This is a genomic window from Alteromonas gilva (genome assembly GCF_028595265.1).
Lineage (GTDB): Bacteria > Pseudomonadota > Gammaproteobacteria > Enterobacterales > Alteromonadaceae > Alteromonas > Alteromonas gilva.
Window position 1 is genome coordinate 2086003 of record NZ_JAQQXP010000001.1, and the last position, 24529, is coordinate 2110531.

23 protein-coding genes are annotated in these 24529 nt (G+C 49.4%); 17 read left to right on the forward strand and 6 right to left on the reverse strand.

The annotated features are described in order from the left end of the window. Window positions 1-23 precede the first annotated feature (23 nt). Both ligA and OIK42_RS09165 read left to right on the forward strand, forming a co-directional pair. The gene (gene ligA, locus OIK42_RS09160) at window positions 24-2057 is read left to right on the forward strand and encodes an NAD-dependent DNA ligase LigA (RefSeq protein ID WP_273639914.1); all 2034 of its coding nucleotides are present in this window, start codon (window positions 24-26) and stop codon (window positions 2055-2057) included. A 180-nt stretch (window positions 2058-2237) separates the two neighbouring features. Further along, window positions 2238-3197 carry a S41 family peptidase gene (locus OIK42_RS09165; protein ID WP_273639916.1) on the forward strand — a complete coding sequence of 320 codons (960 nt, stop codon included), beginning with the start codon at window positions 2238-2240 and terminating at the stop codon, window positions 3195-3197. A 5-nt stretch (window positions 3198-3202) separates the two neighbouring features. Here OIK42_RS09165 and OIK42_RS09170 read toward each other — a convergent pair whose 3' ends face one another. Beyond that, window positions 3203-3739, reverse strand: coding sequence for a DUF2062 domain-containing protein (locus tag OIK42_RS09170; RefSeq protein ID WP_273639918.1), 537 nt, complete (start codon window positions 3737-3739; stop codon window positions 3203-3205). A gap of 33 nt (window positions 3740-3772) precedes the next feature. Between OIK42_RS09170 and OIK42_RS09175 the strand changes: the two genes are divergently transcribed. From OIK42_RS09175 to kdsB, 5 genes are read left to right on the forward strand one after another with little or no spacing between them, the layout of a single operon-like run. Continuing rightward, window positions 3773-6088: a DNA internalization-related competence protein ComEC/Rec2 gene (locus OIK42_RS09175; protein WP_273639920.1), complete on the forward strand. Its 2316-nt coding sequence runs from the start codon at window positions 3773-3775 to the stop codon at window positions 6086-6088. Window positions 6089-6147: 59 nt separating this feature from the next. Beyond that, window positions 6148-7896, forward strand: a complete 1749-nt coding sequence (gene msbA / locus OIK42_RS09180; RefSeq protein WP_273639921.1) for a lipid A export permease/ATP-binding protein MsbA — start codon at window positions 6148-6150, stop codon at window positions 7894-7896. 2 nt (window positions 7897-7898) lie between these two features. Continuing rightward, complete coding sequence (lpxK, locus tag OIK42_RS09185) at window positions 7899-8906, forward strand: tetraacyldisaccharide 4'-kinase (protein WP_273639923.1); 1008 nt, start codon at window positions 7899-7901, stop codon at window positions 8904-8906. Between the two features lie 21 nt (window positions 8907-8927). Continuing rightward, window positions 8928-9134, forward strand: a complete 207-nt coding sequence (locus tag OIK42_RS09190; protein ID WP_273639925.1) for a Trm112 family protein — start codon at window positions 8928-8930, stop codon at window positions 9132-9134. A 4-nt stretch (window positions 9135-9138) separates the two neighbouring features. Further along, window positions 9139-9891: a 3-deoxy-manno-octulosonate cytidylyltransferase gene (gene kdsB / locus OIK42_RS09195; RefSeq protein WP_273639927.1), complete on the forward strand. Its 753-nt coding sequence runs from the start codon at window positions 9139-9141 to the stop codon at window positions 9889-9891. A 111-nt stretch (window positions 9892-10002) separates the two neighbouring features. Here kdsB and rimO read toward each other — a convergent pair whose 3' ends face one another. Further along, complete coding sequence (gene rimO / locus OIK42_RS09200; RefSeq protein WP_273639929.1) at window positions 10003-11460, reverse strand: 30S ribosomal protein S12 methylthiotransferase RimO; 1458 nt, start codon at window positions 11458-11460, stop codon at window positions 10003-10005. Between the two features lie 361 nt (window positions 11461-11821). On the opposite strand from rimO, the gene OIK42_RS09205 reads away from it, so the two are divergent. Genes OIK42_RS09205 through OIK42_RS09215 form a run of 3 tightly spaced genes read left to right on the forward strand, consistent with a single transcriptional unit; the run spans window position 11822 to window position 14129 of the window. Further along, on the forward strand, window positions 11822-13108 hold the full coding sequence (locus OIK42_RS09205) for a serine hydrolase domain-containing protein (protein WP_273639931.1): 1287 nt from the start codon (window positions 11822-11824) through the stop codon (window positions 13106-13108). Window positions 13109-13165: 57 nt separating this feature from the next. Then, a complete protein-coding gene (locus tag OIK42_RS09210; RefSeq protein WP_273639933.1) occupies window positions 13166-13612 on the forward strand; it encodes a GNAT family N-acetyltransferase in 447 nt (148 codons plus the stop codon). Between the two features lie 22 nt (window positions 13613-13634). Beyond that, window positions 13635-14129, forward strand: a complete 495-nt coding sequence (locus OIK42_RS09215) for a DUF2919 family protein (protein WP_273639935.1) — start codon at window positions 13635-13637, stop codon at window positions 14127-14129. Between the two features lie 27 nt (window positions 14130-14156). Here the strand turns inward: OIK42_RS09215 and OIK42_RS09220 are convergent, their stop codons facing one another. Both OIK42_RS09220 and tcdA read right to left on the reverse strand, forming a co-directional pair. Then, on the reverse strand, window positions 14157-14564 hold the full coding sequence (locus OIK42_RS09220; RefSeq protein ID WP_273639937.1) for a hypothetical protein: 408 nt from the start codon (window positions 14562-14564) through the stop codon (window positions 14157-14159). A 69-nt stretch (window positions 14565-14633) separates the two neighbouring features. Beyond that, entirely contained in the window at window positions 14634-15407 is a 774-nt protein-coding gene (gene tcdA, locus OIK42_RS09225; protein WP_273641467.1) for a tRNA cyclic N6-threonylcarbamoyladenosine(37) synthase TcdA, read from the reverse strand. A gap of 79 nt (window positions 15408-15486) precedes the next feature. On the opposite strand from tcdA, the gene lhgD reads away from it, so the two are divergent. From lhgD to OIK42_RS09240, 3 genes are all read left to right on the forward strand, one after another. After that, window positions 15487-16689: an L-2-hydroxyglutarate dehydrogenase gene (gene lhgD / locus OIK42_RS09230; RefSeq protein WP_273639939.1), complete on the forward strand. Its 1203-nt coding sequence runs from the start codon at window positions 15487-15489 to the stop codon at window positions 16687-16689. A 93-nt stretch (window positions 16690-16782) separates the two neighbouring features. After that, a complete protein-coding gene (locus OIK42_RS09235; RefSeq protein WP_273639940.1) occupies window positions 16783-17715 on the forward strand; it encodes a glutathione S-transferase family protein in 933 nt (310 codons plus the stop codon). A 22-nt stretch (window positions 17716-17737) separates the two neighbouring features. Then, window positions 17738-18571 (forward strand): pirin family protein, encoded by an 834-nt coding sequence (locus OIK42_RS09240; RefSeq protein WP_273639942.1) that lies wholly within the window; start codon window positions 17738-17740, stop codon window positions 18569-18571. Between the two features lie 309 nt (window positions 18572-18880). Here the strand turns inward: OIK42_RS09240 and OIK42_RS09245 are convergent, their stop codons facing one another. Both OIK42_RS09245 and gltA read right to left on the reverse strand, forming a co-directional pair. Next, window positions 18881-19300, reverse strand: a complete 420-nt coding sequence (locus OIK42_RS09245) for a DUF3429 domain-containing protein (RefSeq protein ID WP_273639944.1) — start codon at window positions 19298-19300, stop codon at window positions 18881-18883. Between the two features lie 241 nt (window positions 19301-19541). Continuing rightward, on the reverse strand, window positions 19542-20819 hold the full coding sequence (gene gltA, locus OIK42_RS09250) for a citrate synthase (RefSeq protein WP_273639946.1): 1278 nt from the start codon (window positions 20817-20819) through the stop codon (window positions 19542-19544). 431 nt (window positions 20820-21250) lie between these two features. Here gltA and sdhC point away from each other — a divergent pair, with 431 nt between their 5' ends. Genes sdhC through OIK42_RS09270 form a run of 4 tightly spaced genes read left to right on the forward strand, consistent with a single transcriptional unit; the run spans window position 21251 to window position 24464 of the window. Then, window positions 21251-21625 (forward strand): succinate dehydrogenase, cytochrome b556 subunit, encoded by a 375-nt coding sequence (gene sdhC / locus OIK42_RS09255; RefSeq protein ID WP_273639947.1) that lies wholly within the window; start codon window positions 21251-21253, stop codon window positions 21623-21625. Then, the gene (gene sdhD, locus OIK42_RS09260) at window positions 21619-21966 is read left to right on the forward strand and encodes a succinate dehydrogenase, hydrophobic membrane anchor protein (RefSeq protein WP_273639948.1); all 348 of its coding nucleotides are present in this window, start codon (window positions 21619-21621) and stop codon (window positions 21964-21966) included. The genes sdhC and sdhD overlap by 7 nt, the downstream gene beginning before the upstream one ends. A 1-nt stretch (window position 21967) precedes the next feature. Then, window positions 21968-23740, forward strand: coding sequence for a succinate dehydrogenase flavoprotein subunit (sdhA, locus tag OIK42_RS09265; protein WP_273639950.1), 1773 nt, complete (start codon window positions 21968-21970; stop codon window positions 23738-23740). A 13-nt stretch (window positions 23741-23753) separates the two neighbouring features. Further along, window positions 23754-24464: a succinate dehydrogenase iron-sulfur subunit gene (locus tag OIK42_RS09270; RefSeq protein WP_273639952.1), complete on the forward strand. Its 711-nt coding sequence runs from the start codon at window positions 23754-23756 to the stop codon at window positions 24462-24464. Window positions 24465-24529 lie beyond the last annotated feature (65 nt).

The following is a 24529-nucleotide window of genomic DNA, read 5'->3' on the forward strand; positions in this document are numbered from 1 at the left end:
CTTTTATTAACAGAGTAGAGTAAATGAGTGATCAGACAGTAAGCGCCCGGCTCGAAGCGCTGCGCAATAAAATTAATGACTATAACTATCAGTACTATGTGCTGGATGATCCCAGTGTGCCGGATAGTGAATATGACCGTCAGATGCAGGCACTACAAGCCCTCGAAGCACAGCACCCGGAGCTCATTACGCCAGACTCACCCAGTCAGAAAGTCGGCGGTGAACCCCTCGGTGCATTTGAACAGGTCGAGCATGAAGTGCCGATGTTGTCGTTAGACAATGGTTTTGAGGACGAAGCCCTTAGCGCATTTGAAAAGCGCCTGCAGGACCGCTTAAAGTCATCTGATGTGCTCAGCTACAGCTGTGAGCCCAAGCTTGATGGCCTGGCGGTATCTATTCTCTATGAGAACGGCAGTCTGGTACAGGCCGCGACGCGTGGTGATGGCAGAGTCGGAGAGAACATTACCGCCAATGTCAGAACCATTGGTAATGTACCGCTCAAATTACGCGGCGAGGCGGTACCTGAACGAATTGAAGTCCGCGGCGAAGTGTTTATGCCCCGTGACGGGTTTGCAAAGCTCAACGATGCTCAGCGTCAGGCAGGGCTTAAGATCTTTGCTAACCCGCGTAACGCAGCGGCCGGTAGCCTGCGTCAGTTAGACTCACGAATTACCGCCAAACGGCCGTTAATGTTTTATGCCTACTCGTTAGGTGTGGTAGCACCGGATAGCTTTAGGTTACCCGAAAGTCATCATGAGCGGTTGCAGCAACTGGCAGAGTGGGGTATCCCATTGTGCCCCGACATTGCAACTGCCACGGGAGCTCAAGGCTGCCTTGATTACTATCAACAAATTTTAAGTCGTCGGGACGCGCTGGCCTACGATATTGATGGCGTGGTGTTTAAGGTTGACGCTATCGCGCTGCAACAGCAATTAGGCTTTGTTGCCCGTGCCCCCCGCTGGGCGATTGCCCAAAAATTCCCGGCCCAGGAAGAAATAACCACCTTACTGGATGTTGAGTTTCAGGTTGGCCGTACCGGCGCCATCACACCGGTGGCCAGACTGGAACCGGTGTTTGTGGGCGGTGTGACGGTGTCGAATGCGACCTTACATAATCAGGATGAAATAGACCGGCTTGGGGTTAAAATTGGCGATACGGTGATTGTTCGCCGCGCCGGTGACGTAATCCCGCAGGTAGTGTCTGTGATGCTCGACAAGCGACCTGACGATGCCAGGGATATAGCCTTCCCGGTGCATTGTCCGGTATGTGATTCGCAGGTAGAAAAGCTCGCCGACGAAGCCGTGGCCCGTTGCACGGGGGGCTTATTTTGCGCCGCTCAGCGCAAACAGGCGCTAAAACACTTTGCATCGCGCAAGGCCCTGGATATTGATGGTCTTGGCGATAAGCTTATTGAGCAACTGGTTGATGCCGGGCTGTTAAAAAATCCCGCCGATATCTTTCATTTAACCTTTGTACAGCTTATACAGCTGGAACGCATGGGCGATAAGTCGGCCGCCAATTTATTGCAGGCCATTCACAAGGCAAAGCAAACCACATTACCTAAGTTTTTATATGCGTTAGGTATTCGTGAAGTCGGCGAGACCACCGCCGTCAACCTGGCGATACATTTTAAAACCCTGGATGCCCTTAAACAGGCCGATGTCGATGCGTTGCAAGCAGTACCCGATGTTGGCGTGGTAGTCGCGCAGCATGTCAGTAACTTTTTTAATGAGTCGCACAATATCGACGTGCTCAACGGTTTACTGGACGCTGGTATGCACTGGCCTGATATCGAAGTTCCCGACGCCAGTGAGCAAGTATTAGACGGTAAAACCTGTGTGGTAACCGGCACACTCAGCGCCATGCCGCGCAACGAGGTCAAAGCGTTACTGCAACAGGCGGGGGCCAAAGTGGCTGGCAGTGTGTCGGCTAAAACCGACTTTTTAGTGGCAGGCGAAAAAGCCGGCTCTAAATTAACCAAGGCACAGGATCTTGGCATCGAGGTTTGGGATGAAGCGCGCCTGATGGCATTCCTGAGCGACAACGGATTGGTGTAAAAGCGACGATCGATGTTCTCGTCACAGGCTAACCTGACGCGGCAACACTCTCCAAGCGGCAGTGGCGGGTGGCTGCCTTGCAAGGGGTAACATTCATAGTCGTTTAACCTGCTTATTCGATAAATTGAAAACTGCCGCAAAAGCCAAACAATAAAAGTTAATAGCCATCTGGAGCAGTGCTTGAAATTAATCAATTTGGTGACCATTGCCGCGCTCATGGTAGGTGCCGTCAGTCACAACGTTAGAGCACAGGTCCGGGAGAAGCCGTTAGCACGACAGGAAGTCACTATTGCGGTATCTCGCTTAATCAAATGGATAGAGAAGGACTATATACATGAGATCAAGGGCGAGAAGGCCGTTGCGGTGTTAACAGAGGCACTTAACAGTGGCGAGTTTAACGGTCACTTTTCGTTTGGCCGTTTGAAGATTAAGCTGGAATCCATGTTAGTTGAGGCAACCTTAGATTCCAATTTTGAATTATTTCAGCCCTCTGGATTGGCGCAGACGGATACCCTTGCCAGTACAGTCCTGCCCGGTGCGATTCAGACCCGAGTCATCGATAATAACATTGGTTATCTTGCTATCGATGGCGATTTACTTGATGACCGTTGGCAAACGGAGCTTGATATCGCAATGGCGAGTTTGTCTGGCAGTGATGCCTTAATTATCGATTTAAGGACTGCCGGCTTTAGCCCACTGGCGCTCTCGCAACATTTTCTAAGCTATTTTGTGCCCACCGGTCAGCGGCTTTCCGAGGCTTCGTTTGCTCACCGTAAACGTGAGACGCTTATGTCTCACGCTGTTAATAAGCCGGTAAAAAAAGAAGTTGCCGTTTATATTGTTACCTCGCCGTTTGTGGCTGGTGCGTGGGAGTTTGTGGCGTACACGCTCAAACACGCTGAGCGAGCGACGATAGTGGGTAGCACCACCATCGGGTTAGGTTATATGACGACGTCGAGGCGTCTGAGTGAAAACCTGGGTATGCGCATGGCGTATGCGCAGATTATTAATCCTGAAACCCATGATAACTGGCAAGGAGAGGGGGTAATACCGGATGTGCTCTGCGCTGCCAGGGAAGCGGTTGCCGCAACGTTGTTGATGATAAACCACGCGACGCCGCAACAATGTGAGACTGAATAACCGCGCTATTTGACCTGCTTGTGCTTATTTTGTCGTTTTTCGCGTCTTGCCTGCCAGGCTTTCACTACCGAAAAGCGCCATAGCCAGTTAAGCGTGTAATAGCCCGCCAGACCAAACACTACCGAGCAAATTCCACATCCGAGCAGAAATGCCGGCCCAATCGTCGACAACGAATTAACTACCCATTCCCAGGTAGGCTCAAAATGAAAGCCATCAGATTCGGTCCCCAGTACAGTAGAACCTATCCAGTAAGCCCCATAAAATATGGGGGGCATTGTGAAAGGGTTGGTGATCCAGACCGTGGCCACCGACAGGGGCAGGTTAACCCGACAGGGAATAGCCGTTGCGGCGGATAACCACATCTGAAAAGGGACCGGCCAAAAAGCAAAAAACAATCCGATGCCAAAGGCACCCGATGCTGATTTGCGGTTCAAATGCCACAAATTTGGTTCATGTAAAATGCTGCCGAAAACTTTTAACGCCCGGTTTTGTTTAACCGACGTGGGATCCGGCAATAATCGCTTAATGAAATTCTTGGGCATATATCTCAATCTTATCTGACAACAGAGCTCACAGTGAACGGACGCATTATCGGTATTGCTGCAACGGGGTATTGTTGCGCTACAGTTTCTGCTCGATGGTGGCCATCTTTACCATCCATTGTCTGGCAATGTTGCCTGCTCCTGACTACCGGAATCATACTCATCGCCTGTTTCGGTCGCCACTATTATACCTCAAACCGTACACCAAAATCGTGGTGGTATTGTAGTGCAATGTTGGCGGGGCTTTGCACTGGTAGTCTATGGGCTGCCAGTTTAGGTCAATCATACCTTACCTGGCAACAGCTTGATGGCGAAATTCAGCAAGATGTCATAATTGAGGGACGAATTACCCGTTACCAGGTTTATCCTGATCTGCAGCGGCTGATCCTCGATAACGTTGTGCAGGATGGTCATTCATGGCCAGCGAGCAGGCAGATTTTACTCAATGATTACCGCCCGGACAGGCGCTTCAAAAGAGGCCAGTGGATTACCGGGCAGGTGCGTATCAGGCCGGCAAGGGCGCTTGCAAACCCGGCAGGTTTTGATGCCCAGCAATGGTATGTCAGTCAACAGATTGTCAAAACCGGTTACGTGCGTCACGCGTTGCAACTCATTGAACCTGATCTATCGCTGCGCGGGCGTTTGCAAATGCGTCTTATCACGTCGTTAATGCCCGGCAAAAAATGGCTCAACGCATTGCTGTTTGGCGATCGTGAGCAGTTTAGCAAGGCTGACTGGGGCCTGTTACAGCGCACCGGTACCGCTCATTTGTTTGCTATATCGGGTTTACATTTAATGATTGTGGCGGCCTTGTCTTTGTTATTGGTGCGGGCAGTAGTGCTCCTGGTCGCCACTACCAGGCTGCCATTACTGGCCAACTTTCGGCCTGTATCGGTCATAGTGATGCTGAGCTGCTGCGGTTTTTATGGTTATCTCGCACACTGGCAAGTGGCAGTAGTCAGAGCGTTTATCATGGTAGCGATTGGAGCTGCGTTGTTTCTGCTGGCGCGGCGCATCAGCCGTATGCAGGTGCTTATTTTTACACTGGCACTCAATATCGCGCTGACACCCTTTGCGGTTTATGGTTCGGCGTTATACCTGAGCATCGGTGCGGTTGGAATAATATTGCTGTATTACTGGCGCTGGCAGCTATTAGTTCGCAAGCCTGTCTGGATTCAGTGTATCGCGCTGCAATTTGCCCTCACTATAGGGATGATGCCCCTGGTAGGCGGCCTGCTGGGGCAGGTCAGTCTGCTCTCACCGTTTATTAATATCCTGTTGGTACCGGTGATGAGCATGCTGATAGTGCCTGGTTGCATGCTGGGGTTGTTGCTGAGTGTTATGGGCCCTTTGCAACCCTTTGGTGATGCTGTGTTAAATACGACCGGCAGGTTGCTGGAGTGGATCATGGTGCTGCTGGCGGGTATCGATGAACGCTATGCCAGCGGGACAGCGCTGCCGCTGGGCGATCCCGGCTACGCACTGGCAGGCGTTGTGGTGATTTGCCTGGCGGTTTTACCGGTATTCTATGGCCAGAGAAGACTGTTGTTGGTAGCGGTGTTAGCGAGCAGCCAGTTAAGCTCGGATGTGTTGTGGAGCAATACGCCCTGGCAGGTTCATTTTTTTGATGTGGGCCAGGGCAGCGCCACGCTGATTACCCGCAATCACGAAGCGCTACTGATCGATACTGGTGCCGGGTACGGTGCCGGCAACAATTATGTCGAGCGTGTTATTGAACCTTTTTTGCAGGCCGGCGGTTACACCTTAAAACAGGTATATCTTAGTCACCTGGACAATGACCACGCCGGTGGTTTACCGGCATTACAACGGCTGTATCCGGCGCTACCCGTTTTTACGCCCCATAACGGCTGCACACAAGGTCAGCAGCATCAGTGGCAGGCACTGCAAATAAGGGTGTTATGGCCTCCCGCTGACAGCCAGCGACTCTCCGAAAATGACAGGTCCTGCGTGCTCCTAATCGGCGATGACAAGCATAAGGTATTGTTACCCGGCGATATTGAACAACACGCAGAGTCGGCGTTACTGGCCGGTAAGCAGGCGCTGCGCGCCAGCGTATTACTGGCGCCTCATCATGGCAGTAATACCTCTTCGTCGGCGCAGTTTATTGCCCGGGTAGACCCGCAGTATGTGGTGTATTCACAGGGGTGGCTAAATCGTTGGGGGTTTCCCGATGAGCGGGTGAGGGCGCGTTACCAGCACCTTAATGCCAGCGAGATATTGATCAGTAAATCGGGTTATGTGCGCCTGAGCATGGGGCGTGTTATCAGCACTGAGCGGTTCCGCAACGGAAAAAATGCAAAATGGTTTCACAAAACGTTTTCAAATTAGGGAATTGGCCATATAAAAGGTACAATACCGCCGATTTTTTAGAACTGTATTAGTGTGATATGCAAGATACCGACACCGACGCACAAACATTACCCATAAAACGTTTTTTTGGTTACCTGCGAGCACATCGCCTGGCATTTATTGTGGCATTCGTTGGCATGGTGGGCTATTCGGCCCTGGATACCTTCGTCATTTCGCAGGTTCAGCCGGTGATAGATCGCTCACTGAATAATCAGGATTTTGATTATTTACGTATGGCGGCGTATCTGGTTGTGCCGGTATTTATTTTGCGCGGCATTTTTAACTTTATGGGCAGTTATGCGCTCAGTTGGATTGGTGCACAGGTGGTCATGACCATGCGCCAGCAGCTATTTGCCAAATATATTCATTTGCCGGTGAGCTTTCACGATCAACAGGCTAAAGGCAATCTCATTTCCAAAGTGATTTATGATACCGATCAGGTGGCGCGGGCAGCCGGTAAATCACTGGCGATTCTGGTCCGCGAGGGAGCACTGGTAATTGGTATTCTGGCCTGGATGTTTTATTTGTCGTGGCAATTATCGCTGGTGTTTTTGTTTGTGGGCCCCATCGTTGCTGTGATTGTTACCTATGTGACTAAACGATTCAGAAAAGTCAGTCGCAGTATACAGCAGTCCATGGGCAGCTTAACCAGTGCCGTCGAGCAGGTGGTTAAAGGGCATAAAGTGGTGCTCATGTTTGGTGGTCAGCAAAAAGAACAAGACCGTTTTGCTGCCAAAAACAACGCTAACCGTCAACAAACAATGAAGCTTGCGGTGACACAAACACTGAGTGTTTCAACCATACAAATTATTGCGTCTGCTGCGTTGGCAGTGGTGCTTTACATTGCCAGCACACCCGGCATGCTCGACGAACTCACCGCGGGTACATTCGTAACGATTGTGTTTTATATGGTGATGTTGCTCAAGCCGTTAAAACAGCTGACCACGGTGAACAGTGAGTTTCAAAAAGGCATGGCAGCCTGTCAGAGTATTTTTGCCATACTCGATGAAGAAATTGAGCGAGATACCGGCCGCTTAGAAAAAGCAGACGTTAAAGGTGATATCCGCTTTAACCATGTGACTTTTTCGTATCCTGACAAATCCATACCGGCAGTGAATGATATAAACGTGAGTGTACCGGCAGGCAGCAGCATTGCACTGGTTGGCCGCTCTGGCAGTGGTAAATCCACCATGTCCGGATTACTCACCCGTTTTTATTTGCCGCAACAAGGCACGATTACCTTAGATGACATTGATATCAATGACTTTAAATTAACCGCGTTGCGAAAGAATATTGCCCTGGTATCACAGCAGGTGACGTTATTTAACGATACCATTGCGAATAATATCGCTTACGGCGTGGCAGAAAATGTATCCCGCGCTGACATCCTGAGAGCCGCTAAGCTAGCCCATGTTATGGAGTTCGCTGAACAACTCGAGGATGGCCTGGATACCATGATAGGTGAGGATGGCTCAGCACTGTCTGGCGGTCAGCGCCAGCGAGTGGCCATTGCCCGCGCATTGTTACTTGATGCCCCGGTGCTTATTCTTGATGAGGCGACCTCAGCATTGGATACTGAGTCAGAACGCATGATCCAGGATGCGCTGGGCCATTTGCAACAAAACAGAACCAGTCTGATTATTGCGCATCGCCTTTCAACCATCGAAAATGCCGACCTAATCCTGGTGATCGATCAGGGCAAAATCATTGAGCAGGGTAAACATCAGCAATTGCTCGACAAAGGCGGTGCCTATGCACAGCTGCACGCGTTGCAGTTTGGAGACTAGACATGTCTGCGATTAGCCGCATGTGGTATGAAGGGCGCTGGTATCAATGGTTACTTGCGCCCTTAAGCCTGTTGTTTTGGGGCTTGTCAGCATTGCGTCGCGGGCTGTTTCGCGTTGGTATAAAAAAGCAGATCAGATTACCGGTGCCGGTGATTGTGGTTGGCAATATCAGTGTTGGTGGTAATGGCAAGACGCCTTTGGTGGTTGCCTTGTGTGACCGTTTAACCGCGCAAGGCTTTACTGTTGGTGTGGTGAGTCGCGGTTACGGCGCCGCCACCAAAGCATTTCCGCACACTGTTGATGTCAATGCGCAGGCAAACCTGGTTGGCGATGAGCCGCTGCTTATTGCCCGGCGTACCGGCGTGCCGGTGGTGATTGACCCCAACCGGCCCCGGGGCGCGGCGGTGTTGGTAGAAGCGTTTAACTGTGACGTTATTATTAGTGATGATGGCCTGCAACATTATGCGCTGGCCCGCGATATAGAGTGTGTGGTGGTAGACAGGCGGCTATTTGGTAACGGTTTTTTGTTACCCATGGGGCCGCTGCGGGAAGGTACATGGCGACTGCGCACAGTCGATTATCTGATTGTTAATCAGTCTCAGCAGGGCGTTAAGCTGCCGGCGCACCTAACGGCGTGTAAGCCGGTGCCAATGCAATTGCGCCCAGCTCAGCTGGTAAATGTTAAAAATCCGCAGCAGCACCGTGATATCCGGGAAATGAAAGCAGAGAGTACGATTACCGCATTGGCGGGCATCGGCGATCCGGCGCGCTTTTTTACACAATTACAGGATATGGGGCTTGCCCTTGACCATAAGGTGGCACTGTCCGATCATCACCCTATCAGCGCAGCAGATATTCCTGTTGATCACTGCGTAATAATGACAGAAAAAGATGCCGTAAAGGCCCGTGAGTTTGCTCACGATAACTGCTGGTACCAGCCTGTTGATGCAGTGCTACCAGAGGCTTTTTACATGCAACTCATACAGCAGATAAAGCGCGATGCGCAATGACAATAAAGAGAAGGAATCCCCATGGCATTCGATAAAAAGTTACTGGAAATCATTGCTTGTCCGGTGTGCAAGGGCAAGTTGATGTTCACTGAAAAAAGTGACAAGCCAGCACTGGTGTGTCGCTTTGATCGCTTAGTTTATCCCTTAAATGAAGGGATTCCGGTATTGATTGAGGAGCAGGCCGAGGCGATTTCGTTAGATGAACTCGACATGCTCAAAAAAGGCTAACAGTATGGACTTTGTGGCGATTATACCGGCCAGATTTCAATCGAGCCGCTTTCCGGGCAAGCCGCTGGTGGACATTCAGGGCAAACCCATGGTCCAGCACGTGGTTGAACGTGCCAAAGAAGCCGGTGCAGGCAGTGTTATTGTGGCCACCGACGATGAACGAATTGCCAAGGTTGCGGCGGGGTTTAGTTCGGTTGTCATGACCTCAGGGGCCCATACCTCCGGTACCGAGCGCATCGCGGAAGTGATTAAACGCAATAACATTGCTGATGATACGATTGTGGTTAATGTGCAGGGCGATGAGCCATTTGTACCTGCTGAAAATATTCGCCAGGTGGCAAGCAACCTGGCGGCAAACCCGGCCATGCAAATGGCGACGCTGTGCACCCGTATTCATTCGCAGAACGAAGTGCTTAATCCCAATATTGTTAAGGTAGTATTTTCTGCAACCGGCCGTGCGGTATATTTTTCCCGTTCGGTTATTCCCTTTGCCCGCGATACCATGACCTCTGATCCGGTTACGGTGGATACCGAGTTGTATTACCGCCACATTGGTTTGTATGCCTATACGGCCAGATACGTTAATCAGTACGTTGCATACCAGCCGTCGGCGCTGGAGCAAATTGAGTCACTGGAGCAGTTGCGGGCGCTTTGGTACGACGATGCCATACACGTCGATGTGGCTAAGTTGCCGCCACCGGTGGGCATTGATACACCGCAGGATCTGACTGATCTGCTGGCATCATTGCCGTCTTAAGAAATACCGACCTGAAAAGTGGCTAACCGACTGGCGGTACATTAAGTACCGCGTTAACAGTCCACACAAAAACACAGACCCAGCGACGTTTAGCGGGTCTGTTAAGCCGGTTTATTGTACCGGCGCGGCGTCATCCTGCTGGTCGTCCTGATCTTCCGACATAACGGCCCACATATCATGCTCGTTGGTATGAATAACCTCGGCCCACACCCGTTGGCCGGGACTTACATCATAGACGCCGTTAAGATGAACCACGCCATCTACTTCAGGCGCATCAGCATAACAGCGGCCAACAGCCCCTTCGGCATCCACTGCGTCAATGACAATCTGATATTCCTGGCCGATACGGGCTTTTAAGCGCTGGGTACTGATTTCACTTTGCACCGCCATAAAGCGTTCGAGACGCTGCTGTTTTACGGCTTCGTCAACCGGATCAGGTAAGTCATTGGCTTTGGCGCCTTCTACCGGTGAATACGCAAAACAACCAACCCTGTCGAGTTGCGCTTCACGCAGAAAATCCAGTAGTTCGTTAAACTCTTCTTCGGTCTCGCCCGGAAAACCTACAATAAAGGTTGAGCGAATGATCAGCTGCGGACACTGCTCTCGCCACTTTTGAATACGTTCCAGGGTGCGCTCGGCACTGCCCGGACGTTTCATTAATTTAAGGATGCGTTTATTGGCATGCTGAAAAGGAATATCCAGATAAGGCAGGATTTTACCTTCATTCATCAGCGGTATCAGGTGGTCCACGTGGGGGTAGGGGTAAACATAGTGAAGTCTTACCCACATATCCATTTCACCGAGTTTTTCACATAACTGCTGCATATGGGTTTTAACCGGCATGCCGTTCCAGAAACCGGTGCGGTGTTTGACATCCACGCCATAGGCACTGGTGTCCTGGGAGATCACTAATAACTCATTAACGCCGGCATTTTTAAGACGCTGTGCTTCGTCGAGTACTTCGCCGATGGGGCGGCTCACCAGATCGCCACGCATGGACGGAATAATACAAAAGGTACAACGATGGTTGCAGCCTTCGGATATTTTCAGGTAGGCGAAATGACGAGGCGTAAGTTTAACGCCATGGTCCGGGATTAAATGTTCAAACGGATTATGTTGCGGTTTCGGCAGGTGCTCATGAACCTGATTAACCACCTCTTCATAGGCATGCGGCCCCGTGATAGCCAGCACATTGGGGTGTACTTCGCGGATTTCGTCTTCTTTAATACCAAGACATCCGGTCACAATCACTTTGCCGTTTTCAGCCAGCGCTTCGCCAATGGTATCCAGTGATTCCTGCACCGCAGCATCAATAAAGCCACAGGTATTCACAATTACCAGTGCGGCATCGTCGTAGCTGGGCACTACCTCATATCCCTCTGTGCGCAACTGGGTCAGAATACGCTCTGAGTCGACCAGATTTTTTGGGCATCCCAGGCTGATAAACCCAATTCGGCTGGCAGCATTGGTATTCAATGGATCCTGAACGTTTTTCCTTTCTGCTTCCAGCACTTTAACCGGGGTTTCCAGTGTTGTGGTTTGCTTAGGGATATATTTTTCTACAGTCATTTTTTCACATCGTAAATCGTTATGACGTAATTATATCATTGTTTAACGGTCAGGCTTAAGTATCGATTGCGGTTTTATCGGGCAACGCAAAAGTGCGCGGCAGTGAACCCTTGGCTTACGGTTCAGGACGAATGGATACGTTTTAAAGCGGATAGGTAAATTGTTGCTGCTGCACATCATTATAATTGGTACTTGTTTTAGGCTCGGAATAAAACCACGGGATTGTCAGTAAGTATTTTGTAAATACGGTAGTTTTGAAACAAATTGTTGCATTTTTTAATAGTTTAAAACCACGAGGTTCATCCAGTATTGGCATCTCGTTGTAATTACCGGCTTTATGCTTAGGTTAAAAGGAAGTTAAATGAAGCGCTTTATCATTTGGATGATCACCACCGTGGTTGCGGTTGTAGTGTGGTCAGCGGCCAATTTTTTTGTGACGACGGAAGGCTGGACATTAAAGCGCCTGGCGCCAGCCGGTGATGTACAGGCATTTGAACGCGCACTCACGGCGCAGGCACAGCAACAATTTAAGGGTAATTTAATTTATGCGCTGCTCAGTAACGGCAAACAGGTTGCTGTGCAGTCGATGTCGAAGGGCAAGCCGGTTGATGAACACAGCCGGTTTGGCGTTGCCTCACTGAGTAAGTGGGTAACGGCCACAGCGGTTATGGTGCTGGTGGAGCAGGGTAAAGTTAATCTGGATACGCCGGTATCGAAGTACTTAACGCGCTGGCAGTTGCCGCCGAGTGAGTTTGACAATGAGCAGGTGACTTTACGCCGGCTACTCAGTCATACGGCAGGTATTACCGACGGGCTGGGCCATAACGGATTTGCCCCCGGTGAGCCTGTGCAACCGCTGGTCGAACATTTAACCCGGGCAAACGATGCCGATCCGGGTAAAAGTGGTAAGGTGCAGGTTGGCATGGCGCCGGGAACAAAGTGGATGTATTCAGGCGGCAGCTACAATATTATCCAGATGATCATTGAGGAAGTCTGCGGTTGTTCCTACGCACAGGCAATGCAGCAACTGGTATTTGCCCCGTTGGGGATGATCAGCACCGATTTTACGGTAAAGCGGGATGCGCCGGAACTGGCTACCTATTTTGGCGCTAATCAACAACCCAGAGTGTACCCTAATTACACTTCGCTGGCGGCGACAGGACTCTACACCACCGTGTCTGACCTCATTCGCTTTACGCGTTCTCAGATCCCTGCCAGGGTGCTCGATGAACCGGGTACAAGGCTGCTCACTGATAACACACTGGACACCATGCGTACACCTATTGCACAAGTCGAGGGCCTCGATATCTGGGGGGCCGGTGTCATGCTATTTGCACCAACAAACAGCGATGACTATGTTATTGGTCATGGCGGGCAGTCGCCGTATCTTAACGCGTCGGTGCGCCTGAATCCCGACAATGGCGATGCGATTATCGCTATGCAAACCGGCAATCAGGAAGCGCTGGCCTCTGATTTAGCCACGCACTGGACAACCTGGCAAACCGGTAAACCGGATATGTATATTCTTAACAATAGTGTGCCAGCCATGCTGTTACGTATTGTGGTAGGGAGTGGTGTGATTATGTTGCTGGCAATTACCTGGGGTGTGGTAGGCTATACCCGGCGCAGCAGGCGTCACCCGGCGTAACAGGCGTCACCCGGCGTAACAGGCGTCGATAAGTTAACTACATCAGGAGTGTTGATTGTGCAACACATACACTGCTATTGCCCACAGTCCTGGGATAAAGCATTATTCGACAGGGTTGCCGTATTAATGCAGCAACTGCGACCGCAATACCCAACTGAGACACTATCTGCCCTGCTGGCTCAACAGGTTGATGATGGCTATAAAATGGTGTTGGCACAAAATGCGCAGCACCAGATTGTTGGCATTGCAGGTTATGTGCTCGGCCATAAGCTGGCCTGGGGTCACTATTTGTATATAGATGACCTGGTAGTCGATGAGCATCATCGCGGCCAGCGGGTGGGACAGGCGCTGCTTGATTTTTGTCAGTCGTTAGCCACACAGCACCATTGTGACAGTTTACATCTGGACTCGGGTAGTCAGCGTCATCGTGCTCACAAGTTTTATCTGGGGCAGGGTATGCACATCAGCAGTTTTCATTTTACCCAGGCCGTTAACCAGCCATGAATATTGTGGCATCATATTCCTAATGCTTAAATTACCACTCAATTATTATGATGAGGCCGGCGTTGTGTTGCCGCCGCGCTGGTTTTACTGGATGCTTATGATAGCGTGCAGAGATGTTTTGCTGGTTTGTGCTTTTGCTGCGATCCCGGCCGAATCTGATCGTTTATACCGGCTGTTTTTCCCCCATAGCGACAGTTTATGGCTGCAATTGCTATCAAGCCTGCCGTTTATTGCTGTGATCATTCTGCTGAGTTTCAGAGGGCGTTTGTGGCAGGTGGGTTGTTCCCGGTGGCGTTTGGCTGTGAGACCATTATGTTGGCTGGGGTGCCTGACTCAACTGATGGTAGTGAGCTATTTGCTACAACGCAGCGGCTGGCAATTTGACCTTTATCTGGGCGCCGTCATCGTGTTGTTGGTGGCATTTACTATTATGCTGGTAAGAAGTCGTCATTTGACAGTGATGCTCGATGACTGGCAACAATTGCCTGCGGTAATTGGCGCCAGCGAAAATCAGTAGAGCAGAGGTGTTTATTGATACGGTGAGTTACTGGGTATTATTAGCCAGCGCCTGATCGCAGTAGGCTTTAACACTTACCTGACTGTCGTTAACCAGGCGTTCATAACAAATACCAGCAAAGGCATAGGAGTACTCACCCACGTCCAGCACCACGTAAGGGGCGGCGGGCTCGCTCACATCATAGCGCCACTGGCCGCCAATCAGGCCACGGACGACCTCACCAATGTAGGCACCATAAATATTACATAGCGTAAATACCGCGGTGTCTTCCAGTGCCTGATCCTTGTACCGGTCGATGAACGCCAGCAATAAATCATCAATGAGAGCAATACTCTGCGCACTGTAATCCAGTGACACGCCAAAGGTATCCTGGCTGGTTTCGACCGCGTCTTTAGCGCTTTGCGCCATTAATTCTTCTAGTTCTTGTTGTTGCATATGCGCTCTCCTTTTTCATTATTGTGCGCGACGGGCGATAAAATGTCGAGTTAGCTTACACTGTTGTACTCAGACTTTCGTCAGTTTATTGATTATTCTGCTGGCCGCAAACATGCCAAAGCTGGCGGTGACCATTACCGACGCGCCAAATCCGGATGCACAATCAAGACGGGTACTGCCATCGTCGAGGGATTTATTGTGGCATACCGAGCCATCCGGTTGAGGGTAGCGCAACTGTTCGGTGGAAAACACGCACTCAACGCCAAAGCGGCGCTGTGGGTTTTTAGAAAACCCGTAGTTACGGCGCAGCTCGTTGCGCAGCTTTGCGGCTAAAGGATCCTGTATGGTACGCGCCAAGTCGGCGCAGGTAATCCGGGTCGGGTCAATCTGCCCGCCGGCGCCGCCAACGGTCACAACGGGTATTTTGTTGCGTTTGCAATAATAAATAATGCTCGCCTTGGCACGAACCGAATCGGTGGCCTCAATCACGCCGTCTAATTCTGCATGCAACTGGTCACGAACGGTCTCTGGGGTAACAAAGTCTTCGATGACGGTCACCTCACAGCGGGGATTAATCTGTTTTATGCGCTCCGCCATGACTGTGACTTTGGCTTGTCCCACCGTATCGGTTAACGCATGGATCTGGCGATTAGTGTTGGTCACACAAATATCGTCTAAATCGATAAGTGTAATGTGACCCACGCCGCTTCTGGCCAGCGCTTCAGCACTCCATGAGCCCACGCCGCCAATCCCGATGACGGCAATACTGAGAGTGGCGATGCGTTCGGTTAACGCTTCACCATACAATCGGGCAATGCCACCAAAGCGTTGTTTATCAAACATGTTCAGGCCTTTAAGGGTTGATGTTGTAACCAGGTCGAGTACTATCGGGATCAGCTTAGCATTTTTCAATAGTGTTCCGATGACAGAATGTGATTATGCAATAATTGGCAGCGGTATAGTAGGTGCTGCGGTAGCGTACAGGTTGAGCCAACGCCAGCCACAGGCAAAAATTCGTATTTTTGACAAAGAGCCACACTGCGCGGCACATCAGACCGGGCGCAATTCCGGGGTCATCCATGCCGGGGTGTATTATACGCCTGGCAGTTATAAAGCGCGTTTTTGCCGTGCGGGCCTCGCCGCAACGGTTAATCTGTGTCAGCAACATAATATTGCCTACGAACAATGCGGCAAGCTCATTGTTGCTACCAGCGCCGATGAACTCGCCGCCATGCATGCGCTGTATGAGCGCTGCGTGCAAAACGAATTAAACCCGGTAATGCTTAGTCGTGAGCAAATCGCCCAGCGAGAGCCGGCCATTTCTGCCGTGGGCGGCTTTTTAGTGAAACAAACCGGAATTACAGATTATGCCGACATTACGCGCTGTTTATTGTCGTTGGCCAGCACCGCGAAAAACTGCCGGGTGTTGTACCAACATCAACTGCAAGCGCTGGAGGAAACCTCATCCGGCGTCTATCTGAGCATTAAAACCCCCGATGGGCATCGTCGCGTTCATGCGGCCAAAGTGATTAATTGTGCAGGCATATACAGCGATGAGATTATTCGTCGGCAAGGCCTGGAGTGCGACTTTAGAATGCTGCCGTTCAAAGGTGAGTATTATAAACTGGTGGCTAAATACAACCATGTCAGCCGGCATTTAATTTACCCGGTCCCTGATCCGGCCATGCCATTTTTAGGCGTGCACCTGACCAGAATGATCGGTGGCTACACAACCGTTGGGCCTAATGCGGTGTTAACCACCGGCCGCGAGGCCTATGGCAGCTTGTTAAGTCGTGATGCTGAGTGGTTAACAGTATTTGGTCATGCCGACGTGTGGAAGTTGCTGTGGCGCTATCGTAAGTCAGCAGTGCATGAGTTACGCTCTTCCTTGTCAAAAGTGCATTATGCCCGCTTGGTAAGCCGTTATTGCCCGGGGATCACCGCGCAGGACTTCTTACCTTACCGGGCGGGTATCCGGGCGCAGGCAGTGGACCGCCAGGGCAATCTTATTCACGATTTTAAATTTGTTGAGTCTGCACACACGTTGCATGTGGGCAATGCCCCGTCACCTGCTGCGACCAGCGCCTTACCCATTGCCGATGAGATCCTAAGCAGACTGTTCTAAATCTTCGATTAATCAGTCCAAATGTTACGTTAACCTGTATAAGCGTTGTTATGTTGAAATACACACTAATAAATCTTTTAACAGGAGTGTGGCATGGGGTTGCTTATTGATGGTCGCTGGCACGACCAATGGTATGACACCGATAACAATGGCGGCGCGTTTAAGCGTCAGGCGTCTCAGTTCAGAGAACAAATAACCAGTGACGGAAAATATCAGCCTCAAAGTGGCCGGTATCACCTGTATGTGTCGCTGGCTTGTCCGTGGGCACATCGCGCGTTGATTATGCGCGAACTAAAAGGCCTGACATCGCACATTAGTATTTCTATTGTCAGTCCTGACATGCTTGACCGTGGCTGGTCCTTTTTGCCTTATCCGGGCAGTACCGGCGACACCTTGTACGGTCATCAGTACTTATCTGAAATTTATGTCCGCGAGCAGGCCGACATTACCACCCGGGTAACCGTACCGGTATTGTGGGACAAGCATACCCAGAGTATCGTTAATAATGAGTCGGCTGACATTCTGCGTATTCTTAACAGCGCCTTTAATACGTTAACCGGTAACACCGACGATTATTATCCCGACGCGCTCAAAGCAGAGATTGATGAAGTAAACGAGTGGGTCTATCACGATATTAATAACGGCGTATACAAAGCCGGCTTTGCCACTGAACAAGCGGTTTATGAAGAGGCCGTTTATAAGTTGTTTGCGGCGTTAGACAAAGTAGAAGCGCGGTTAGCTCAGCATCGCTTTTTAGTCGGCAACAATTTAACCGAGGCAGATATTCGCTTATTTACCACGTTAGTGCGTTTTGATCCGGTTTATCATGGTCATTTCAAATGTAACCTTAAACAAATTAAAGATTACCCGGCGATTTACGATTACATGCGGCGTATTTACCGGCTGCCCGGAATTGCCGGAACGACCAACCTTGATCATATTAAACGCCATTATTATTACAGCCATACGATGATAAACCCAACGCAGGTAGTGCCGGTTGGCCCTGCGTATTCGTTATGGAAATGATCACTGCAGGAATGAACAGACTATGAAAAACAGAGGTATTAAACAGAAGGTCACCGGTATGCCAACCCAGGATGGAGCCGGTGTCAGTTTGACACGTATTATCGGTCAGAGAGCGTTACCTAATCTCGATCCGTTTTTGATGTTAGATTTTTTTGGTTCAGACAAGCCCAATGAATACATAGCAGGGTTTCCACCCCATCCGCACCGGGGTTTCCAGACAGTTACCTATATGCTCACCGGTAAAATGGGCCACAAAGACTCGGTGGGTAATGAAGGAATTATTGAAGATGGTGGTATTCAGTGGATGAACGCAGGGAAGGGCATTATTCATGAAGAAATGCCGCAACAAACCGATGGCTTATTAAGAGGGTTTCAGCTGTGGGTAAATTTACCCGCCGCAGATAAGTTGTCGCCACCCGGTTATCAGGATATCAAACCTGAGGCTGTGCCAGTGGTGACATTAAATGAAAACGTCAGTGCCAAAGTGCTCGCCGGTGAACTTATGGGCGAGAGCGGACCGGTGAATACGGCAAAGGTAAAACCACTGTTTTTAGATGTTCACTGGCAACCGGGTATGTCTGTAGATATCCCGGTGACGGCAGGCCACAGCGCGTTTTTGTATTGTTATGAAGGTACATGTGCGATTGATAATGCAGAGGTTAACACCGGTGAGTTGGCAGTATTCGAAGACGGTGATCAGGTGTCGCTGTCAGCAGCCACCGCCGGAAAGGCAATACTGGTCGCCGCAGCGCCCATTAATGAACCTGTTGTGCAATACGGCCCGTTTGTGATGAATACTGAGGCGGAGATCCATCAGGCAATTCGTGACTACCAGCAAGGGCGGTTAACGCAGTAACAGCTCTGGCGACTCTGGATTTTCGTTTGCACGAGCTGACGAGTATTAAAACAGACTATAGTGAAGTTTAATTTTCAGTGCCCCGGTGTCATAGCCATATAGCATTAATACCGGGGCGCAGTTGGTAATTAACGCGCGAACATCTCACCTTATCCTTATGACGAATATTTACCGCGGACGGCAGTCCGTCGTACATTGTTAGTTAATTGCTTTTTACATCAAAGCGTTTTTTACCAGACACATATGAGCCAGCGTAACTGATTTACACAGCGATCTTCGCCACGCTAAGATTGTTACTGCCCGCGCCGGTTAACGACTGACTATCATAAACGCATGAGATATCACCACTACAGTGGTTAAATTCATACGTAAGCGCGTGTAATCCACCACCAGTTCGGTCGGCAGTGTCAGCACCTGTTTGTCATAAAACATAATGGCCAGGTAACTAATACTCAGGGTCGCCAGTACCCAGGGTGCGCCGGCGTGCATTAAACAAAGCCAACCAATAAGCGTTGGTAACATAGCGATGTATTTTTGGTGGCCATCTTTATTACCACTGATTGCGTCATACCAATGGATCCCACCAAAAAACGATAGCAACACCGCTGAATACTGCGTGAAATAAAGAAAAACCAGCGATTGCGGTAAAATCGTCGTAAAGGTTAGGGCATTTAACCCTATAAAGGGCAGCAATCCGGCATATCCAAGTTGTTTAAAGTGCGGGTTCATTGTTCAAAAACCTGTCTGTTTATAATAAATGATTTGTATTTATTACTAATATATCTATTCAGAGGATTAATTAAATACAAGAAGATTGTGGTGTAATAGTTTGAAGGTTGTTAATTGAAATATTAATGTTTAATTAGTGTAAATTAACTGTTAATTTCATAGTTAATTAAATGTTATTTTATTGGCAGAAAAAACAAAAAAGGCCCGATTAACGAGCCTTTTAATTGATTTAACTATTAGCTTATTTAAGCGGCGTGTATTTACGCTCAGTTAAACCGGTGTAAAGTTGGCGTGGACGACCAATCTTTTGTGCCGGATCTGACATCATTTCGTGCCAGTGAGAAATCCAGCCGACCGTGCGAGACAGGGCAAAGATACAAGTAAACATATTGGTTGGAATACCAATCGCTTTCAACACGATACCTGAGTAAAAATCAACGTTCGGGAACAGTTTCTTCTCTGCAAAGTACGGGTCTTCAAGCGCGATGCGTTCAAGTTCCATAGCGACGTCGAGCAGCGGATCCTGTACGTTGAGTTCTTTAAGTACTTCGTGACAGCTTTCGCGCATTACTGTAGCGCGCGGGTCATAGTTTTTATAAACACGGTGACCAAAGCCCATCAGACGGAACGGGTCTTTCTTATCTTTAGCACGGGCAATGAACTCAGGGATGCGGTCAACAGAGCCAATCTCTTCCAGCATTTGCAGACACGCTTCGTTAGCGCCACCGTGAGCGGGGCCCCATAATGATGCAACACCCGCGGCGATACACGCGTAAGGGTTGGCGCCTGATGAGCCTGCCAGACGTACGGTAGACGTTGAGGCGTTCTGCTCATGGTCGGCATGCAAAGTAAAAATGCGATCCATGGCGCGTTCAACCGCCGGGCTGATTTCATAGTCTTCAGCTGGCACAGAGAACATCATATTAATGAAGTTAGCCGCATAGCTTAAATCGTTACGAGGATAAACAAAGGGCTGGCCAATGTTGTACTTATAACACATGGCTACCAACGTCGGCATTTTCGCAATTAAGCGGTGAGCACAACGTACGCGCTGGTCGGCACTGGAGACATCTAAATCACTATGATAAAACGACGACATTGCGCCCACAGTACCGTTGAGCATGGCCATTGGGTGTGCATCGTTTCTGAAGCCATGGAAAAACATGTTAATTTGCTCATGTACCATGGTGTGACGTTTGATGGTATTTTCGAAATCTTCGTATTCAGCTTTGCTTGGTGCGTCACCGTGCAGGAGCATGTGACAGACTTCTAAGTAATTGGCATCACGCGCTAACTCTTCAATGGGGAAACCGCGGTGTAACAACACACCTTTTTCGCCGTCGATGAAAGTGATTGAAGACTCGCAAGACCCAGTCGCCAGGAAACCAGGGTCGTAAGTGAAATAGCCGTGTTTGCCAAGGGCACGAATATCAATCACATCCTGCCCGGCTGTGCCAGACAAAATAGGAAGTTCTATTTCCTTATCGCCCGCTTTCAGAATGGCCTTTTGATCTGCCATAAGTTGCTCTCCTCAGAATTTTCATTATCAGGATGTTACTCAATTTTGAGCTATCCGGTGGGAAAAGTGGCGTATTTGTACTTTATTATGCAGTAACAAGTCAATTTTATTACCCATATTACGCGTAAATATTCGTGATTGTCGAAGATTATACCTGATTAGTCTAGTCCGGGATCATAGTTGTACGTGTGAATAATGATATAAGACTAATGTCCTAATACCACACAAAAAATTGTAATTATACTGGGTCGTGGATATACTCTGGGCTACTTGAATTGACCGAGTTTTTATTCTGTTAATTAAGTAATAAATTATTCACAAAATGTTAACAGCTCAATGGACGAGAACATTAGCATAGAAATAATCAAAATCACTCTGTCAGGACACAACAAAGAGTGGTTTGTCCCTACGGATAAAACAGGCAAAAAATTGTGAAAAAGCAAAGACCAGTAAATTTAGACCTTAACACTATCAAATTTCCTCCCTCTGCTATTTCGTCAATTCTTCACCGCGTCACTGGCGTCGCAATGTTTTTTGCGCTGCTGTTTGTGATCTGGGCATGGGCCGAATCGGTATCATCTCCAGAAGGGTTTGCGAACGTGCAGGCCATGATGGACGGAATTGTCGGAAAGATCATTGCAATTGGTACAGCTTCTGCGCTGACCTATCACATTCTCGGTGGTATTCGCCACGGCATTATGGATATGGGTCATTGGGAAGAACTCGAATCAGGTAACTTGAGTGCCCAGGTCATTATTGGCTTGTGGATTGTACTGACAGTAGTTATAGGGGTTGCGTTATGGTAACTAATCAGGCAAGCATAAAGCGTAATGGTGTACAGGACTATGTATCCTTACGAGCTACTGCTTTTATTATCGCTATTTATACCTTCTTTCTGGTGGGTTTTTTCATCACCACAGAAGAGATTACTTTTGATGTCTGGCAGGGCTTATTCTCTGGTCTGGCAATGAAAGTATTTACCCTCGCTGCATTGGTTTCCATCATGATCCATGTCCGAATTGGTCTGTGGCAGGTGCTAACTGATTATGTGAAGCCAGCCGGTGTGCGCGCAGTCACGCAGTATGTGTTAAACATCATTGCGTTTGTTTACGTCGCCGTTGGTTTGTTTGTCTTGTGGGGAGTGTAAAATGAGTTTACCCGTTCATGAATTTGACGCCGTCGTTATCGGCGCCGGCGGCGCAGGTATGCGTGCAGCACTGCAAATATCGCAGTCCGGCAAATCTTGTGCACTATTATCAAAAGTATTTCCAACCCGTTCGCATACGGTATCAGCCCAAGGCGGTATCACGGTAGCGTTGGGTAATTCCCACGAAGATAACTGGGAATGGCACATGTACGATACGGTTAAAGGTTCCGATTACATCGGTGACCAGGACGCTATCGAATATATGTGTAAAACAGGTCCTGAAGCGATTTACGAAATGGAGAACATGGGGTTACCTTTTTCTCGATTTGAAAACGGCCGGGTTTATCAGCGTCCATTCGGTGGTCAATCAAAAAATTTTGGTGGTGAGCAGGCGGCGAGAACAGCCGCAGCGGCTGACCGTACCGGTCACGCATTACTGCATTTGCTGTATCAACAAAACGTAAAAAATAAAACGAAAGTGTTCAGTGAGTGGTACGCACTTGATCTGGTTAAAAATCAGGACGGTGATGTGGTTGGCTGTACTGCCATCGATATTGAAACCGGTGAAACGGTGTATTTCAAGTCGAAGGCAGTAGTACTGGCTACCGGTGGTGCGGGTCGTATTTACGCATCAACCACCAATGCCCATATTAATACTGGTGATGGCATCGGTATGGCACTGCGTGCTGGTGTATGTGTGCAGGACATGGAAATGTGGCAGTTCCACCCCACCGGTATTGCCGGTGCCGGTACCCTGGTAACGGAAGGTTGCCGTGGTGAAGGTGGTTATCTGCTTAACAAAGACGGCGAGCGCTTTATGGAGCGCTATGCACCGAACGCAAAAGATCTGGCCGGCCGTGACGTAGTTGCCCGCTCGATGATGACAGAAATCCGCGAAGGCCGTGGTTGCGAAGGCCCGTGGGGCACGCACCTTAAGCTTAAGCTTGATCACCTTGGTAAGGATGTTCTGGAATCCCGCTTACCCGGTATTCTGGAACTGTCGCGTACCTTTGCTCACGTTGATCCGGTTAAAGAGCCTATTCCGGTTATTCCTACCTGTCACTATATGATGGGCGGTATCCCGACTAACGTTGATGGTCAGTGTCTGACACTGGATGAAAACGGCAAGGATAAAGTGGTTAACGGTTTATTTGCCTGTGGTGAGATTGCCTGTGTATCGGTACATGGTGCTAACCGCTTAGGCGGTAACTCACTGCTTGACCTGGTGGTATTTGGCCGGGCAACAGGTATGCATCTTGGTGAAAAGCTTGATGAGGTTGAAATTAACCGCGAAGCATCTGAGTCTGACCTGGAAGCGGCAATGGCGCGATTCAATCGTTGGGAAGGTTCCGAGATAGGCAAGGGCGAAGACCCTGTGCAAATTAAGAAAGACATGCAGAAATGTATGCAGCTTAATTTCTCGGTATTCCGCGAAGGTGAGGCAATGGCTGAAGGCCTTAAAGAACTCAGTGAAATCCGTGAGCGTCTCAAGCATGCACGTCTGGATGACAAGAGCGCCGACTTTAATACCCAGCGCATAGAGTGCCTGGAGCTTGATAACCTGATGGAAACCGCTTACAGCACTGCGGTTGCAGCCAACTTCCGCACGGAAAGCCGTGGCGCGCACAGCCGCTTCGATTATCCGGATCGCGATGATGACAACTGGTTGTGTCACAGTGTGTACAATCCGGCAACCGACGCAATGGTAAAACGTGACGTAAATATGGCACCGAAGCTTCGTGAAGCGTTCCCGCCTAAAATACGTTCATATTAAGAGAGGTTAGATCATGCAAGTAACTTTTTCTGTATACCGGTATAATCCTGAGGTGGATAATGCACCCCGGATGCAAGACTACACTCTGGACGTAGAAGAAGGGCAGGACATGATGGTGCTGGACGCACTGTTACTGATTAAAGAACAGGATCCAACATTATCACTGCGCCGTTCATGCCGTGAAGGCGTCTGCGGTTCAGACGGTATGAACATGAACGGTAAAAATGGTCTGGCATGTATTACGCCGTTGTCGGCCCTGGGCAAAGGTAAAATCGTTATTCGTCCGTTACCTGGCTTACCGGTGGTGCGCGATCTGGTTGTGGATATGACCCAGTTCTATACACAATACGAAAAGATCAAGCCGTTCCTGATTAACGACAGTAAACAGCCTCCTGCACGAGAGCATCTGCAGTCACCCGAAGAGCGTGCTAAACTAGACGGACTGTACGAGTGTATTCTGTGTGCATGTTGTTCAACGTCTTGCCCGTCATTCTGGTGGAATCCGGATAAATTTGTCGGTCCGGCAGGTTTGCTACATGCATACCGGTTCCTGATTGATAGCCGGGATACTGCAACAGATGAGCGACTCAACGACCTGGATGATGCCTTCAGCGTGTTCAGATGCCATGGCATCATGAACTGTGTAAGTGTATGTCCTAAGGGCTTAAACCCAACGAAAGCCATCGGCCAGATTAAGTCGATGCTTTTACAACGGGCTGTTTAGCAAAATTACTCAGTTTACTGTTAAAGTAACGAGTGTGTAATGCGAAAATGGCCATCCCTACGGGG

Coding starts and splice junctions, on each gene's coding strand:
- ligA (WP_273639914.1), top strand. CDS start 24: ATGAGTGATCAGACAGTAAGCGCCCGGCTCGAAGCGCTGCGCAATAAA.
- OIK42_RS09170 (WP_273639918.1), bottom strand. CDS start 3,739: ATGCCCAAGAATTTCATTAAGCGATTATTGCCGGATCCCACGTCGGTT.
- msbA (WP_273639921.1), top strand. CDS start 6,148: ATGCAAGATACCGACACCGACGCACAAACATTACCCATAAAACGTTTT.
- lpxK (WP_273639923.1), top strand. CDS start 7,899: ATGTCTGCGATTAGCCGCATGTGGTATGAAGGGCGCTGGTATCAATGG.
- OIK42_RS09190 (WP_273639925.1), top strand. CDS start 8,928: ATGGCATTCGATAAAAAGTTACTGGAAATCATTGCTTGTCCGGTGTGC.
- kdsB (WP_273639927.1), top strand. CDS start 9,139: ATGGACTTTGTGGCGATTATACCGGCCAGATTTCAATCGAGCCGCTTT.
- rimO (WP_273639929.1), bottom strand. CDS start 11,460: ATGACTGTAGAAAAATATATCCCTAAGCAAACCACAACACTGGAAACC.
- OIK42_RS09205 (WP_273639931.1), top strand. CDS start 11,822: ATGAAGCGCTTTATCATTTGGATGATCACCACCGTGGTTGCGGTTGTA.
- OIK42_RS09215 (WP_273639935.1), top strand. CDS start 13,635: ATGCTTAAATTACCACTCAATTATTATGATGAGGCCGGCGTTGTGTTG.
- OIK42_RS09220 (WP_273639937.1), bottom strand. CDS start 14,564: ATGCAACAACAAGAACTAGAAGAATTAATGGCGCAAAGCGCTAAAGAC.
- tcdA (WP_273641467.1), bottom strand. CDS start 15,407: ATGTTTGATAAACAACGCTTTGGTGGCATTGCCCGATTGTATGGTGAA.
- lhgD (WP_273639939.1), top strand. CDS start 15,487: ATGACAGAATGTGATTATGCAATAATTGGCAGCGGTATAGTAGGTGCT.
- OIK42_RS09235 (WP_273639940.1), top strand. CDS start 16,783: ATGGGGTTGCTTATTGATGGTCGCTGGCACGACCAATGGTATGACACC.
- OIK42_RS09240 (WP_273639942.1), top strand. CDS start 17,738: ATGAAAAACAGAGGTATTAAACAGAAGGTCACCGGTATGCCAACCCAG.
- OIK42_RS09245 (WP_273639944.1), bottom strand. CDS start 19,300: ATGAACCCGCACTTTAAACAACTTGGATATGCCGGATTGCTGCCCTTT.
- gltA (WP_273639946.1), bottom strand. CDS start 20,819: ATGGCAGATCAAAAGGCCATTCTGAAAGCGGGCGATAAGGAAATAGAA.
- sdhD (WP_273639948.1), top strand. CDS start 21,619: ATGGTAACTAATCAGGCAAGCATAAAGCGTAATGGTGTACAGGACTAT.
- sdhA (WP_273639950.1), top strand. CDS start 21,968: ATGAGTTTACCCGTTCATGAATTTGACGCCGTCGTTATCGGCGCCGGC.
- OIK42_RS09270 (WP_273639952.1), top strand. CDS start 23,754: ATGCAAGTAACTTTTTCTGTATACCGGTATAATCCTGAGGTGGATAAT.